Origin of the sequence: Bradyrhizobium guangdongense (assembly GCF_006483445.1) — a bacterium.
Taxonomy (GTDB): Bacteria; Pseudomonadota; Alphaproteobacteria; order Rhizobiales; family Xanthobacteraceae; genus Bradyrhizobium; species Bradyrhizobium guangdongense_A.
On the sequence record NZ_PPPT01000146.1, the window covers coordinates 1 to 14,554 of the forward strand.

General features: G+C 58.2%; 11 protein-coding genes and 1 tRNA gene. 9 read left to right on the top strand and 3 right to left on the bottom strand.

Going from position 1 to position 14,554, the window contains the following annotated elements:
- Window positions 1-45 precede the first annotated feature (45 nt).
- Genes yidC through rpmH form a run of 3 tightly spaced genes read right to left on the bottom strand, consistent with a single transcriptional unit; the run spans window position 46 to window position 2,465 of the window.
- On the bottom strand, window positions 46-1,896 hold the full coding sequence (yidC, locus tag C2U70_RS20665; RefSeq protein ID WP_140980265.1) for a membrane protein insertase YidC: 1,851 nt from the start codon (window positions 1,894-1,896) through the stop codon (window positions 46-48).
- A gap of 16 nt (window positions 1,897-1,912) precedes the next feature.
- Window positions 1,913-2,299: a ribonuclease P protein component gene (gene rnpA / locus C2U70_RS20670; RefSeq protein WP_140980266.1), complete on the bottom strand. Its 387-nt coding sequence runs from the start codon at window positions 2,297-2,299 to the stop codon at window positions 1,913-1,915.
- 31 nt (window positions 2,300-2,330) lie between these two features.
- Window positions 2,331-2,465, bottom strand: coding sequence for a 50S ribosomal protein L34 (gene rpmH, locus C2U70_RS20675; protein WP_008542748.1), 135 nt, complete (start codon window positions 2,463-2,465; stop codon window positions 2,331-2,333).
- Window positions 2,466-2,806: 341 nt separating this feature from the next.
- Here rpmH and C2U70_RS20680 point away from each other — a divergent pair, with 341 nt between their 5' ends.
- The 9 genes from C2U70_RS20680 to C2U70_RS20720 all read left to right on the top strand — a co-directional run bounded on the left by C2U70_RS20680 (window position 2,807) and on the right by C2U70_RS20720 (window position 14,514).
- Window positions 2,807-4,297: an ATP-binding protein gene (locus C2U70_RS20680; RefSeq protein WP_433960693.1), complete on the top strand. Its 1,491-nt coding sequence runs from the start codon at window positions 2,807-2,809 to the stop codon at window positions 4,295-4,297.
- A 361-nt stretch (window positions 4,298-4,658) separates the two neighbouring features.
- Window positions 4,659-4,735: transfer RNA gene (locus C2U70_RS20685), tRNA-Arg, on the top strand.
- A 203-nt stretch (window positions 4,736-4,938) separates the two neighbouring features.
- Window positions 4,939-5,739, top strand: coding sequence for a hypothetical protein (locus C2U70_RS20690; protein WP_140980267.1), 801 nt, complete (start codon window positions 4,939-4,941; stop codon window positions 5,737-5,739).
- Between the two features lie 100 nt (window positions 5,740-5,839).
- Complete coding sequence (locus C2U70_RS20695) at window positions 5,840-6,085, top strand: helix-turn-helix transcriptional regulator (protein WP_140980268.1); 246 nt, start codon at window positions 5,840-5,842, stop codon at window positions 6,083-6,085.
- A gap of 481 nt (window positions 6,086-6,566) precedes the next feature.
- The gene (locus C2U70_RS20700; RefSeq protein ID WP_140980269.1) at window positions 6,567-7,595 is read left to right on the top strand and encodes a tyrosine-type recombinase/integrase; all 1,029 of its coding nucleotides are present in this window, start codon (window positions 6,567-6,569) and stop codon (window positions 7,593-7,595) included.
- Window positions 7,596-7,700: 105 nt separating this feature from the next.
- Window positions 7,701-9,365: a type I restriction-modification system subunit M gene (locus C2U70_RS20705; RefSeq protein WP_140980270.1), complete on the top strand. Its 1,665-nt coding sequence runs from the start codon at window positions 7,701-7,703 to the stop codon at window positions 9,363-9,365.
- Window positions 9,366-9,510: 145 nt separating this feature from the next.
- Entirely contained in the window at window positions 9,511-10,725 is a 1,215-nt protein-coding gene (locus C2U70_RS33345; protein ID WP_246666809.1) for a restriction endonuclease subunit S, read from the top strand.
- Window positions 10,715-11,434: an abortive infection family protein gene (locus C2U70_RS20715; protein ID WP_140980271.1), complete on the top strand. Its 720-nt coding sequence runs from the start codon at window positions 10,715-10,717 to the stop codon at window positions 11,432-11,434. Before C2U70_RS33345 ends, C2U70_RS20715 begins: the two co-directional genes overlap by 11 nt.
- On the top strand, window positions 11,431-14,514 hold the full coding sequence (locus tag C2U70_RS20720) for a type I restriction endonuclease subunit R (RefSeq protein ID WP_140980272.1): 3,084 nt from the start codon (window positions 11,431-11,433) through the stop codon (window positions 14,512-14,514). Before C2U70_RS20715 ends, C2U70_RS20720 begins: the two co-directional genes overlap by 4 nt.
- Window positions 14,515-14,554 lie beyond the last annotated feature (40 nt).

Here is a 14,554-nt window from a genome sequence, read left to right on the forward strand (position 1 = left end):
CCGGGCATGACGATGTGGAGGCATTTGCGCCCGGCAATGACGGCGCTACGTCGCCTTCTTCGCGAACGTCGCCTTGAGATTGTCGAACAGCTCCACCTTCACGCCGTTGCGGCGCATGATGTAGCTCTGCTGGATCACCGAGAGCAGATTGTTCCAGGCCCAGTAGATCACGAGTCCGGCCGGGAAGCCCGCCAGCATGAAGGTGAAGATCAGCGGCATCCAGTCGAAGATGATCTTCTGCGTCGGATCCGGTGGCGTCGGGTTCAGCTTCATCTGGAACCACATCGTGATGCCCATGACGATCGGCCAGATGCCGAGCGCCAGGTAATGGCCGAACAGCGGAAGCTGCGTCGGATCGACCGGGATCAGCCCGAACAGGTTGAACAAATTGGTCGGATCGGGTGCGGAAAGATCCTTGATCCAGCCAATGAACGGCGCGTGCCGCATCTCGATGGTGACGAACAGCACCTTGTAGAGCGAGAAGAACACCGGGATCTGGATCAGCACGGGCAGGCAGCCTGCGACCGGGTTGATCTTCTCCTTGCGGTAGATCTCCATCATCTCCTGCTGCTGCTTCACCTTGTCGTCGGGGAAGCGTTCCTTCAGCGCCTGCAATTGTGGCTGCACCGACTTCATCTTCGCCATCGAGGCGTAGGACTTGTTGGCGAGCGGGAAGAACAGGAGCTTCACGATCACGGTGACGAGCAGGATCGAGATGCCGAAATTGCCGAACAGGCGGAAGAAGAAGTCGAGCCCGAGGAACATCGGCTTGGTGATGAAGTAGAACCAGCCCCAGTCGATCAGCAGGTCGAAATGGTTGAGACCGAGCTCCTTGTTGTAGCCGCCGAGCCCGGTGAAGGGGAAGTTGATGCCGACGACGCCGGCTTCCTTGGCGCCCGCGAACAGCCGCGCATTGGCGCTGCCGGTGCCGCCGATCGCGATCGTCTGCGGGTCGAGCAGGTAGTCGGTCTGGTACTTGCGCAGGTTGTTGCTGAGGTTCGACGAGAAGCTCGCCTGCAATTGCGCGCTGGTGTCGGGCAGCAGCGCCGAGGCCCAGTACTTGTCGGTGATGCCGAGCCAGCCATTGGTGGCCTTGAAGGGCACCCGGCCGGTCTCGTCCATCTTCTTGTAGCCGTATTCCTGCAGGCCGTGGTCGCCGAGATAGCCGATCAGGCCTTCATGCAGGATGTAGTAGCCGGAGACCTGCGGCGTGCCGTGGCGTGAGATCAGCGCGTAGGGATAGACCGTGACCGGCGCATTGCCGACGTTGGTCACGTCGTCCTTGACGGTGAAGAGATAGCGCTCGTCGACTGAGATTTTGCGGCGGAAGGTGAGGCCCTCGCCATTGTCGTATTTCAGCGTCACGGGCGAGGTCGGCGTCAGTTCGCCGGAACCTTCCTGCTGCCACACCGTCGATGCGTCGGGCATTTTTGCCGTCGAGCCGGTCGCCGCCACCCAGCCGAATTCGGCGTAATAGGGTTCAGCGGTGCCGGAGGGGGAATAGAGGATGATGGCCGGCGATTTCGGGTCGACCGTCTCGCGGTATTGCACCAGCGCGAGATCGTCGATGCGTGCGCCCTTCAGCGCGATCGAGCCGGTGAGGCGCGGCGTGTCGATCTTGACGCGCGGCGAGGCGGCAATCGCGGCGCTGCGGGCCACGACCGGCTGGGCCTGCTGGTTGGCGCCGGGGGCGGCCTGTGGCGTGGTGCCTCCTTGCGGGGTGGCGCCGGGCGTCGAGCTCGCGGTCGGCTGCGGCGTCGTGCCCTTCTGCAGCTCGGCCTGCGCCTGCTGGGCGCGCTGCTTCTCCATCGCCGGCACGTTGTAGAAATACTGCCAGGCGATCAGCACGAGGCCGGACAGAATGACGGCGAGGATGGTGTTGCGGTTGTCGGTCATCTCAGGGGTCTCGTCATCAATCCGGTTTGCGGCTGGTCGCAGGATTTTTCTCGCGCCTCATGTCACGCCCCTTGGCGCCCTGCCGCGCCATGTGGCCGAGCGCCGCGCGGAGGTCGTCGGTCATGGTCGCGAAGTCGCGTGTGAGCGCGTCCCGCCGGCCCACTAGCACATAATCATGATGGGGATGCATCGATACCGGATCGAGGCGCTTCACCAGCTCGCGAAGCCTGCGCTTGATCCGGTTGCGCTCGGTGGCGGTGCCGTTCTTCTTGGTGACCGTGAAGCCGATCCGGATCGGGCCGTCATCGGGGCGAGCGCGCCCCTGCACGATGAAGGCGCCGCTATTCACCCGCGCGCCATTGGCAACGGCGAGGAAATCCGCCCGCTGCCTCAGCCGATCCATGATGAGATCCCAGAAAGGGGGTCAGTCCGGCTCAGGCGCTCAGACGCTTGCGGCCGCGGGCGCGGCGGGCGGCCAAAACCTTGCGGCCACCGGCGGTGGCGAGACGGGCACGGAAACCGTGACGGCGCTTGCGCACCAGTTTGCTGGGTTGATAAGTCCGCTTCACGGGTTCTTCTCCGCTGACCGGGCAATTTGCCTGTAGAATTGATGGATACGTCCGTAAAGATGCGGCCCAAACTGGACCCTTTCGGCCCCAAAAGAGCCGCTCCCGGCGGCAGGCCGGGTCATCGCGGACAATTCGGCCGGCTTATATGCGAGCGGTCCCTTTTCGTCAACGTGCCCGGATGCCCCACAGGCGGCGAATATCGCTGTTTCAGCGGGGTTTTCACCCCTCAAGGATAGCGACTCGGCCATGTCGGGCCTACATCACATTAGCGATCCGTAATTTGACCGATTCCGGGGCGGACCGCATCCTCTGAATACCCAAAGGCGAGTGAAGGGAATTTCGTGGCGACGACGGACCTTCAGCCTGCGCCGGACCAGCCGGCATCAGACGTGACGCGCCCCGCGCCGCGGCGGCTCGGCCTGTCCGGCAAGCTTCTGCTGCTGACCATCCCCCTGGTGATGATAGCGGCGATCCTGCTCTACGTCCCCGCCATCGCCAACTTCTGGGTCAACCGGCTCAACGACCGTGTCGCGGCGGCCAACACCGCGGCCCTGGTGCTCGATGCCGCGCCCTCGGGCATGGTTCCGGAATCGCTTGCGCGCCAGATCCTCAAAAGCATCAACGCCCGCGCGGTCGCCATCAAGCTCGGCCAGCAGCGCCGCCTGCTCGCCAGCGCGGACCTTCCGGCGGCGATCGACCACGACATTGATCTCCGCGACATGACGGCGTGGCAGGCCATCACCGGCTCGTTCCAGATGATGCTGGAGACCGGCAACCAGGCGATCCGCATCGTCGGCCCGGCGGTTGGAAGCGCACAATTCATCGAGATCGTCACCGACGAATTGCCGCTGCGCCAGGCGATGTATCGCTTCTCGCGCAACGTCGTGGTGGTCGCGCTGATCATCGCGGTGCTGACCGCGGGCCTCGTCTATCTCGCGCTTCATTATCTCTTCGTGCGGCCGATGCGGCGGCTCACCGCAAGTCTCGTCGGCTTCCACGAAAACCCTGAAAGTTCGGCGCGAATCATCGTGCCGAGCCAGCGCGGCGATGAGATCGGGGTGGCCGAACGCGAACTCTCCGACATGCAGCGCGACCTGATGTCGATGCTGCATCAGAAGAGCCGGCTCGCAGCGTTGGGCCTCGCCGTCTCCAAGATCAACCACGATCTGCGCAATCTTCTCGCCTCGGCGCAGCTCCTGTCCGATCAGTTGGCCAGCGTGCCCGATCCGCGCGTGCAGCGCTTTGCGCCAAAGCTCGTGCGCTCGCTCGAGCGTGCCATTGCCTTCTGCCAGTCGACGCTGTCCTACGGCCGCGCCCAGGAAGCCGCGCCCGATCGCCGCATGATTCCGATCGAGCCCGTGGTGCTCGAGGTGCGCGAAACCGCAGGCCTCGGCACGGACGCCTCGATCGCCTGGGTCGCCGCGATCGAGCGCGGGCTGTCGGTCGATGCCGACCCCGACCAGCTCTTCCGCGTGCTGCTCAACCTCGTGCGCAACGCGGCGCAGGCGCTGGAGAGCCACGCCGCGAGCACGGTCGGCCCGCAGCAGATCCGCATCACCGGCAAACGCGAAGGCGGCGTCGCGATTCTGGAGGTGTCCGACACCGGACCGGGCGTGCCGGAAAAGACCCGCCAGCACCTGTTCGAGGCGTTCCAGACTTCCGGCCGCCCCGGCGGCAGCGGCCTCGGCCTTGCCATCGCGGCCGAGCTGATCCGCGCCCATGGCGGCGACATCCACCTTGTCGAAGGCACCATCGGCGCCACCTTCCGAATCGTCATCCCCGACCGCCCCGTGGAACTCCTGACCATCCGCAACGAGCGAGCGCGGGCGTAGGGACTACCGTTTCCGGGGCGGGTAACCCCACACTCCGTCATTCCGGGGCTCGACGAAGCGAGAACCCGGAATCCCGAACCTCGCCCCCGTCATTCCGGGGCGCGACGAAGTCGCGAGCCCGGAATCCATAACCCCTGCCGGTGGTTATGGATTCTCGGGTGCGCAATTGCGTACCGTAGCTCGTCGCTAACGCGTCGCCCCGGAATGACACTGGAGAGCCCAAAATCGCTCCAAAAACCCCCGTCCCGGACCTTGCCAACGGGGGCGAGAGCGGTTAGTCAGTGCGCTCTTTCAAGAACCCTTCCGGCCTCGTCCGGAGGATGCGTGCGGGCAAGCCCCGCCAACGCCGTTCGCGAAACACGCGCCCGTAGCTCAGCTGGATAGAGCATCAGACTACGAATCTGAGGGTCGGACGTTCGAATCGTTCCGGGCGCGCCATTAACGCATTGATTCCAAATAGAAAATCATGCGCGATTTTCATGGGGTTGACATCCGTCCGCCAGGGGGATGCACCGGGGCAGCACCACAATATTATTGGACTTTTGGAAGTCCCGGGAAACCACGGATAACCCCATCAATTTGGCCGGACACCAGCGCCGCGACGCTACAGTAGGTTGCTGAGTCGCAGTCCGGAGCTGAACATGGCGAGAGGCGGTCCTTCGGTAGAATTGGATGTTGCATCCCCAGGCGAGACCACACTCGTTAAAACGATCAAACTGGAGGACACGACTTACGATTTGTACGTTGGTCCGTGTCATTGCTGCGGGGAAATCCGCTACAGGGTCATGCGCTGCAACGGGGCCTCATTTTCGGTCTACGAAATCTCTCCGGCCGATTGTGAGAATCTCGAAAATTACGTGGCCGAATTGCACTCTGTCCTTGCAGTCGATGTGGCGACAAAGCTTACCAATCTCAGAGAGACCATCGGCGAACTCAATTCCCGTGGATTTTTCGAAGCCGAGGGAATGAGCCCTTTCCGAGTCGGCCTTATCGACAAGGCTAGATTGATAACCAGTCGGCTCTCGAAAAAGGGGCTGATGGAAGAGATCGTCACTCGACACAACGACTTGGATCATGACGTGGCGTCAGCCTTCATTCTTGGGTGTATTGCAACCGAATTGCAGTGGCTGAGACTACACGAGGATGCCGTTATTGAAGGATACGCTCATATCGAGGGACGGGAAAGCGGTCGCCCGCTGGCGTTAGCAGCCCGTGTAAGGCAAGGAAAGAAATCTCGAAGCACTGTTCGGCACGCTGCCGAAAAATTGTACGGCGCTGATCCATCGCTCAAGCACAACGACTCGAAGACCGCTCAACAAATCGCGCAACTGAAGCTGGATGGGCTGCGAAAAAGAGACGGGACCTATCTGGGGACGGAAGCTATTGTAAAGCATCTTAGAGCTATCCGTAACAACTCGGATGCAAAGGGAAATTCGGTATGATTTTCCAACTTCCGGAAAATCCAATATGAATTTCCGACTGCGATAGACCAATTTGCCTCGTGATGCAGGGGTACTCCTGCGCTTACACAACGAGGCGATGATGAAGATCGACAAAACCTCCACTGTCTTGCCGTCGCGAGACGCAGCGCGAATGGTTGGCCTGTCCGAAAGTACGCTCGCTAAGCTCCGGCTGAACGGCAACGGGCCGGTCTATTGCAAGCTGGGGCGGCGGGTGGTGTACCGCCCGGCTGATTTGGAGCAGTGGCTAGAGTCCCGCACCACGCGCGACACGACCGATGCCGACGCACGCTTTCTCCAAGCTTTGACGGCTGCGCACACGCGCTAAAGATGGGCTACCGTCACCCCAATCCGAGGCTTGCAAAAATCCACCGCAACTACTCGGTGGAAGAGATTTCCTGTCTCTTTGCCGTTCACAAGAACACTGTGCGGACTTGGCTTCGACAGGGTCTCAGGCCCATCGACGATCAGCGGCCAACCTTAGTTCGGGGTGATGAAATTTGCCGCTTCCTCGCTGATCGGCGTGCGCGCACCAAACAAGCCTGCGGGCCGGGGCGAATTTTCTGCCTTCCGTGCCGCGCGCCGAAGGTCCCCGCAGGCAGGATGGCCGAGTGCATCCAAGCCGGCAACGTCGGCACCCTGCAGGCCATCTGTCCGGACTGCAACCGCATGATTTATCGCAGGGTCAACCCGCAGAATCTAGCCGCCGTGCGTGGCGATCTCGAAGTCACGGTTACGCTAGTGGGACCACGCTTAGAAGATACGGTGAAGCCCAACGTGAACTGTGACTCTGCCAGAGGCTTGCGAAGATGAAGAATTACAACGCCACAAACGAACGCACAAAGCGCCGCTACTTCTCCTATCTTACTGAAGCTCAAGGCCATAGCGAGCAGACTATCGACGCCGTGGCGAAGGCGATCGCGCGGTTTGAAGCCTTCATCCGCTACAGGGACTTTAAGTCGTTTCATATCGAGCAGGCCAAGGCATTTAAAAGAGAAATTGCCGAGCAGCGGAGCAATCGAAGCGGTGAGCCGTTGAGCAAGGCAACGCTTTACGCCACTTTGGCGGCCCTCCGGCGCTTTTTCCTGTGGCTTGCCGGGCAGCCGGGCTACAAGTCTCGAATCTCCTATTCGGATGCCGAGTACTTCAATTTGTCGGCTAAGGACACGAGGATTGCCAAGGCGAACCGCCCGATGCGTGTCCCAACCCTGGAGCAGATTCGGCACGTCATTCGAACTATGCCCCTGACCACTGAAATTGAGCGGCGGGATCGAGCGGTAATTGCGTTCACGATCCTGACTGGCGCGCGCGATGGGGCGATTGCTTCATTCAAGCTCCGACACATCGACCTTATGGAAGGCAAGATCGACCAGGATGCGCGCGAGGTACAGACAAAGTTCTCGAAGTCGTTTGTCACCAATTTCTTCCCGGTGGGCGACGACATCCGGGCGGTTGTGGCCGATTGGGTCGCCTACCTACGGACCCAAAAGCTCTGGGGGCTAGATGATCCGTTGTTTCCCGCGACCAAGGTCGCGGTGGGTGACAATCTGAAGTTCGAGGCTGCGGGCTTGGACCGCAAGCACTGGAGCAACGCCGGTCCTATTCGGACCATCTTCAAGGGGGCATTTCCAGCGGCCGGTCTGCCGTATTTCAATCCGCATAGCTTCAGAAAAACACTGGCACTTCTCGGCGGACAGGTTTGCAAGTCGCCAGAGGAATACAAGGCATGGTCTCAAAACCTTGGCCACGAGAATGTACTAACGACGTTCTCCAGCTATGGTGCGGTGAGTACCTACCGGCAAACAATAATCATGCAATCATTTGCCGGCGCTAGCTGATACGTCACTCCATCTATCGTTCTACTTGTGGCAAGGGTTCACTGCACGATAGAAGAGTACTGATCTCCGCAGATCGACGATAATTCTTCGAGGAAGTCTAGCGATATGGCGAGTACCGAAACCTATCCAGATGGGGTGGCCCAAATTGATGCCAATGAGTTGGGAATCAACCCCGAAGAACTTTGGGAGGCGGCCGATAGGCTGCGGGGATCGATCGACGCTGCCGAATACAAGCACGTCGTTCTTGGACTAATCTTTCTAAAGTATATTTCCGATGCCTTTGAGACGCGGCGAGGAGAGTTGAAGGCCGAGCTTGCCGCAGAGGGCATCAAGGGGCCCGAGGCAGAGCGGCTGTTAGAAAGCCGCGACGAATATGCGGCGGAGAACGTCTTCTGGGTTCCACCAGAAGCGCGATGGGCGGAAATACAGGCCAAGGGCAAGACGCCAAACATCGGTAAGCTGATCGATGACGCGATGTACGCCATCGAAAAAGATAATCCGAAGCTAAAGGGCAAACTATCGCGGGACTATTCTCGACGAGGAATTTCGCCTGAGCGGCTTGGCGGGTTGATTGATCAGATCGCTTCAATCGCGGTCGGCACCAAGGAGGCGCAGAAGAAGGACATTCTTGGCCGCGTATACGAGTATTTCCTTGGAAAGTTTGCTGCCGCGGAAGGCAAACTGGGGGGCGAATTTTTTACGCCCAGCTCGGTAGTCCGGTTAATGGTCGAGATGATCGAACCCTATGAGGGGCGAGTATACGATCCCGCTTGCGGCTCGGGCGGCATGTTCGTTCAATCAGAACGGTTCGCGGAGGCACATGGCGGCACCAAGCGCGATCTTTCCGTATTTGGACAGGAGTCAAACCCAACGACGTGGCGTCTGGCCCATATGAACCTAGCTATCCGAGGCATTGAGGCCAATCTTGGCGAGCAGCCAGCGGACAGCTTCGTGCGTGACCTGCATCCGGACCTCAAGGCCGACTACATTCTGGCCAACCCACCGTTCAATATTTCGGATTGGTCGGGTGAGCTGCTGCGTAGTGACGCGAGATGGAGGTATGGAACGCCACCGGTCGGCAACGCCAACTATGCGTGGATACAGCACTTTATTCACCATCTGGCTCCGCCCAATGGCAAGGGCGGCGGCATAGCCGCCTTCGTCATGGCTAATGGGTCGCTATCATCAACAACCGGGGGAGAAGGCGAAATCCGTAGGCAGATTATCGAAGCCGACTTGGTGGACTGCATCGTCGCGATGCCGCCGCAGCTCTTCCTCACGACGGGTATTCCAGTTTGCCTCTGGTTCGTCACGCGCGACAAATCGGGCAAATATTTGGACAAAGGTCGCGGCGGCCGGAACCGTGCGGCCGAGACTTTATTCATGGACGCCCGCGAAATGGGGCAGATGGAAACGCGAACGTTGCGGTTTCTGACAGGACGCAACCACCAGGCGGTTCCCCCACCACCAGAAACCGACATTGGCCGGATCGTGCGCACCTACCATGCTTGGCGCGGTGAAAAAGGAGCAGGCGAATATGCCGACATTAAAGGCTTCTGCAAAGCGGCTAAATTAGAGGAAATCCGTAAGCACAATTACGTTCTGACGCCCGGTACCTACGTCGGTAGTGCGCCGCACAAAGCCGATGACGAACCGTTTGAAAAAAAGATGCAAAGGCTAGTTGGAGAGCTAAGCGATCAAATCGCTGCATCTGAAACACTAACTGCTGAAATTAGGAAGAATCTCGGAGCGCTTGGCTATGTCAGTTGAGCCGATCCTCGGTCAACTGCCCGCCGACTGGTCGTACACGACCCTAGGCGAGGCGTGTCGCGCAGGCGGAGGTGATGTACAGACTGGTCCCTTCGGCAGCCAACTGCATGCCTCGGATTACGTCGAGGATGGAATTCCTTCGATCATGCCTGCGAACATTGGCGACAACAGAATTGTCGTGCAGGGGATAGCGCGCATTAGGGAAAGCGACGCAGCACGGCTCGAAAAGTACCGAGTGCGCGCAGGCGACATCGTGTACAGTCGAAGAGGCGACGTCGAGCGTCGCGCTCTCATTAGGAATCGCGAGAACGGATGGCTTTGCGGCACAGGCTGCTTACGCGTCCGTCTTGGGGAAAATGGGCACAATCCTGTCTTTGCTACATACTACCTCGGGCACCCAAAGGTCCGACAGTGGATTGTGCGACACGCGCGTGGCGCGACAATGGCAAATCTCAACACGACCATTCTATCGGACTGCCCTTTCGTTATAGCACCAGCCGATGTGCAGCGCAGCGTCGCAAAGGTTCTTGGTGACCTTGATGACAAGGTTGACTTGTTGCGTGGAATGAACCGAACGCTGGAAGCCATAGCGCAGGAAGTCTTTCGAGCGTGGTTTGTCGATTTTGAACCTGTGCGCGCTAAGGCTGCCGGAACCATAGGTTTCCGCGGCATGTCGCGAGACGTGTTCGATGTCCTGCCGGACTCGTTCGCGTCGTCGGAGATAGGAGAGTTACCGTCTGGTTGGGTTCCTTGCGTTCTTGCAGACTTAATCGATGTCAATCCGACACGTTCGCTCAGGAAAGGCTCTCTCTCCACCTATTTGGGGATGTCGGATGTGCCCACTGACGGCCCAACTGCCGAATCTTGGGCTCAACGAGAATTTTCATCGGGCATGAAATTCAAAAATGGCGACACGTTGCTCGCCAGAATCACGCCGTGCCTTGAGAACGGGAAGACAGCACTAGTTGATTTTCTCGGGACAGAAGAAGTCGGGTGGGGCTCAACCGAATATATTGTATTGGCACCTAAGGCGGCAACACCGTCCGAATTCATCTACTGTCTTGCCAGAAATGAACGCTTTCGTGAGTTTGCAATAAAAAACATGACGGGGACGAGCGGGCGACAGCGTGTCGATCATACCTCAATCGCGGGCTACAAGATGGTTGATCCAGGCTCGGCCCTTCTTAAAAGTTTTGGTGAGATTACCCAGCCCATCTTCAAGCGCATCGTAGCCAATAGGAATGAGATTGTTACGCTCGTAGCGCTCCGCAACACGCTTCTCCCCAAACTAATATCCGGTGAGTTAGAAGCGCCCGACCTCGCATCCCTCGAAGCAACGGCGGTCAATAATGGCGGATGAGGCCTATCAATTCCGCCTGACCGCTTGCCGGGAACTGATGGGTAGCCACCCGGATTCGCTTGTTATTCGGCAGCAAGTCGAAGCTCTGGAGGACGCCTTGCCCGATAGGCCCGGCGTCGCCGTTTCATTCTGCCGCACTTTGATTGAGACTACCTGCAAGACCATCCTGATCGATCGAGGTCAGACACCTGATGACGCTTGGGAGGCCCCGAAGCTTATTGCAGAAACGACGAAGTTCCTCCACCTCGGGATCCACGATGGCGGACACACCGATCCGACGCTCAAGAGCGGTGCGGATAAGCTAGTCCGGGGCGTTAACAGCATCATCGATGGCGTAGTTGAGATTCGAAACGCGCATGGAGCGGCTGCTCATGGCTCGGATGCTTACGCTCCAATGTTAGATGCGCGCTACGCCGAAATTCTTGCTCGCGCCACAGATGCTGTTGTTGGGCTGCTCTTCAAGACACATTTGAACGGGTCAGGCAAAGCGCCTCTTGCCCGACTTCGATACGGCGATCACAAGGATTTTGATGAATGGATCGACAGCGACTTTGGGCCGTTTGAGGTGCTCGATACGCCGCTGATTGCGAGCGAAGCGCTATTCAGAACGGATAATAACGCCTATCGAGCCGCGCTCGTAACATTCAGGCAGGAGCAAGAGGCATCAAAAGCCGGTGGCGAACCAGCGGATAATGGCGGTGGCGCATGAATGAGAACATCGTCGAACAAGCTGCCCTGGGTTGGTTTGAAGCTCTCGGCTATCACACGGCGCGCGGAGCAGAAATTTCGCCGGGAGCGGATAATCCGCTGCGGGAGCGTTACGAGGATGTTGTGCTTGTGCCGAGGCTCAAGGCAGCACTTCGGAAGCTCAATCCCGATTTGCCTGAGGAGGCGCTCCTTCAGGCAGCGACCACAGTGTCGCGTCCACCCGAACCGACCCTGGAGCAGAATAATCGTTGGTTCCACGGGCTACTGACGGATGGCGTGTCGGTCGAGTATCGAACCCCTGACGGTGAAACGCGCGGCAGTAAAGCGAAGCTATTGGACTGCAATAATCTTTCGGCGAATGATTTTCTGGTAATACGACAGCTTACGATCAAGAACAGCGAGTCTATGCGTCGTCCCGATCTCGTTGTTTTCTTGAATGGTTTGCCTGTTGCTGTCATCGAGCTGAAAGACCCATCAAGCGAAGATGCGGCGCTTTGGACCGCATACGATCAAATACAAGATTATAAAGCCATCATACCGGCACTCTTTGTCTTCAACGAGATTCTCGTCATTAGCGACGGAGACCAGTCTCGGGTTGGCTCCCTAACCGCCGATCAGGACAGGTTTACCCCTTGGCGCTCGATCAAGGATAATCGTTCGCCCGGCGAGCCGACGCTGGAGAACGTCATCACCGGGCTGTTCCGTCCCGACGCGCTGACTGACTACCTGACGAATTGCATTGTCTTTGAGGAGGACGAGCGCACGGGCCGCATCGTCAAGAAGATTGGCGGCTATCATCAGTTCCGTGCAGTGCGAAGGACACGGGAGCGGATTAAGCTTGCCTTGAAGCCCAATGGCGACGGACGGGGCGGTGTTGTCTGGCATACTCAAGGTTCCGGCAAAAGCCTGACTATGCTGATGCTGTCCGGCGCGCTTGTCGGAGATGAACGGCTCAAAAACCCGACGATCATTGTCGTAACTGACCGCAACGATCTTGACGGGCAGCTATTAGGTACGTTTGCTGATGGAAGGGCGCTATTGCGACAGGCTCCCGAGCAAGCGGAAAGCCGCGAAGACTTAGCAGCAAGGCTGAATCGTGCGTCCGGCGGTGTTATCTTCACTACAATTCAGAAGTTTGAAGAGCGCGCGGAAGCCATAAGTGAGCGGTCAAACATCATCGTTCTCGCCGATGAAGCGCACAGAAGCCAGTACGGCTTCCTAAAGGGCGGCGCCCGCTGGATGCGGGAAAATCTCCCCAACGCTACCTTTGTTGGCTTCACCGGCACGCCCGTCGAGGGAGACGATCGCTCAACACGAGGCGTCTTCGGCGAAGATGTCGATATCTACGATATCAAGCAGGCCATCGACGATAATGCTACTGTCCCAATCTTTTACGAGATGCAGCTAATAAAGCTGCTCCCGGATGAGGGAGGAATCTCGGAAGCGGAGCGGCTGATTGCGGAAGCCGCCGAAACGGACGAGGTCGGTTCGTTAGAGGACCCCGATATAACGGTCCCGCTGGAAGAACTTGCGGGTTCGAAAGAGCGGTTGGAAACGCTTGCGAACCAGATTGTAACCCATTTTGAAGGCAGGTCTGAAGTCATCGATGGCAAGGCGATGATCGTGTGTATGAGCCGCGACATCTGCATGGACCTGTACGACGCAATCATTTCTCTTCGGCCCAATTGGCACGCCGATGAAGATGAGCTCGGCTCCATCAAGGTTGTGATGGATGCAAATGTTGGCAGAAAACGGCCCGATGAAAGCGAGCAAGCATATGCGGCCCGCAGCGAGAGGACTAAAAAACATGGGCGTACTAAAGCGCGCCGTGGGAAATTGGCTAATCGCCTCAAGGACAACGCTGATCCCCTGAAGCTCGTGATCGTTTGCGATATGTGGTTGACGGGTTTCGACTGTCCATCTCTGCATACGATGTACCTGGACAAGCCTCTTGCCGGGCATAATCTCATGCAGGCCATCGCGCGCGTTAATCGGGTTTTTGGCGACAAGCCTGGCGGCGTTGTCGTCGATTACCTAGGAATCGCCGATCAGCTTCGGGACGCTATTCAGACCTATACGCAGGCCGGAGGCGAAGGAAAGCCTGTCGAACGAATCCAAGATGAAGCAGTGCCTGTGATGCAGCGCCACGCTGAAGAGCTGGCAGGGTTCTTCAATGGATTCGACTACGCCAAGTTAATTCGGGGTTCTGAAGCCGAGCAGCTGCGAGCGATTGTGGATGGCGCCAACTATGTCCTTGCACAGGAGAATGGCAAAGGGCGTTTCATGAACATGGTGGCGCTCTTGTCCAGAGCCTTTGCGCTGGCCGTTCCTCGGCCCGAAACCTATGCCGTTCGCGATCATCTATCATTTTACCAGAACGTGCGCGCTTCTATTCGTAAACGCCTTGACGATGGGGCGAGCAAAAGGCGCGTTGGAAGCTCGTCTGCGGTGCGACAGGTAATTTCGGGAGCAATAAGAGCAGATGGTATCATTGACTTGTTTGAAGTCGCGGGATTGCCAGAGACGAACGTTGGAATTCTCTCGGACGCTTTTCTCGATCGACTTGCTGCGTTGCCTCAAAAGAACCTGGCGCTAGAGACACTAAAAAAACTCTTGAGCGATCAAATTAAGAGTCGAGAACGCCTCAACATCATTCAGTCACGCACATTCCGCGAATCGCTTGAGAACGTTCTTACTCGATATTCGAACCGGGCCATATCGACTGCCCAAGTTATCGAGGAGTTGATCGGACTAGCTAAGTCCATCAAATCTGCGATTGAACAAGGGCATGAAACGGGGCTGAGCGAGGAAGAGGTCGCGTTCTACCAAGCGCTTTCGGATAATGAATCAGCTCGTGAGGTCTTGAAGGATGAGACGCTTCGCAGAATTGCCAGAGAGTTGGCCGACAGTATAAAGCGGAAGGCTACGCTTGATTGGACGCAGAGAGATGCTGTTCGAGCGGATATGCGTCGAACCGTGAGACGCTTGCTCACAAAGTATGGCTATCCACCGGATGCCCAAGAGACCGCCACGCAGCTTGTAATTCGACAAGCTGAACTGATTGCAGAATCTGCCGTCTAGCTCTTAAACCAGCGCATTTGCTTCGCAACGCAGCGGAACT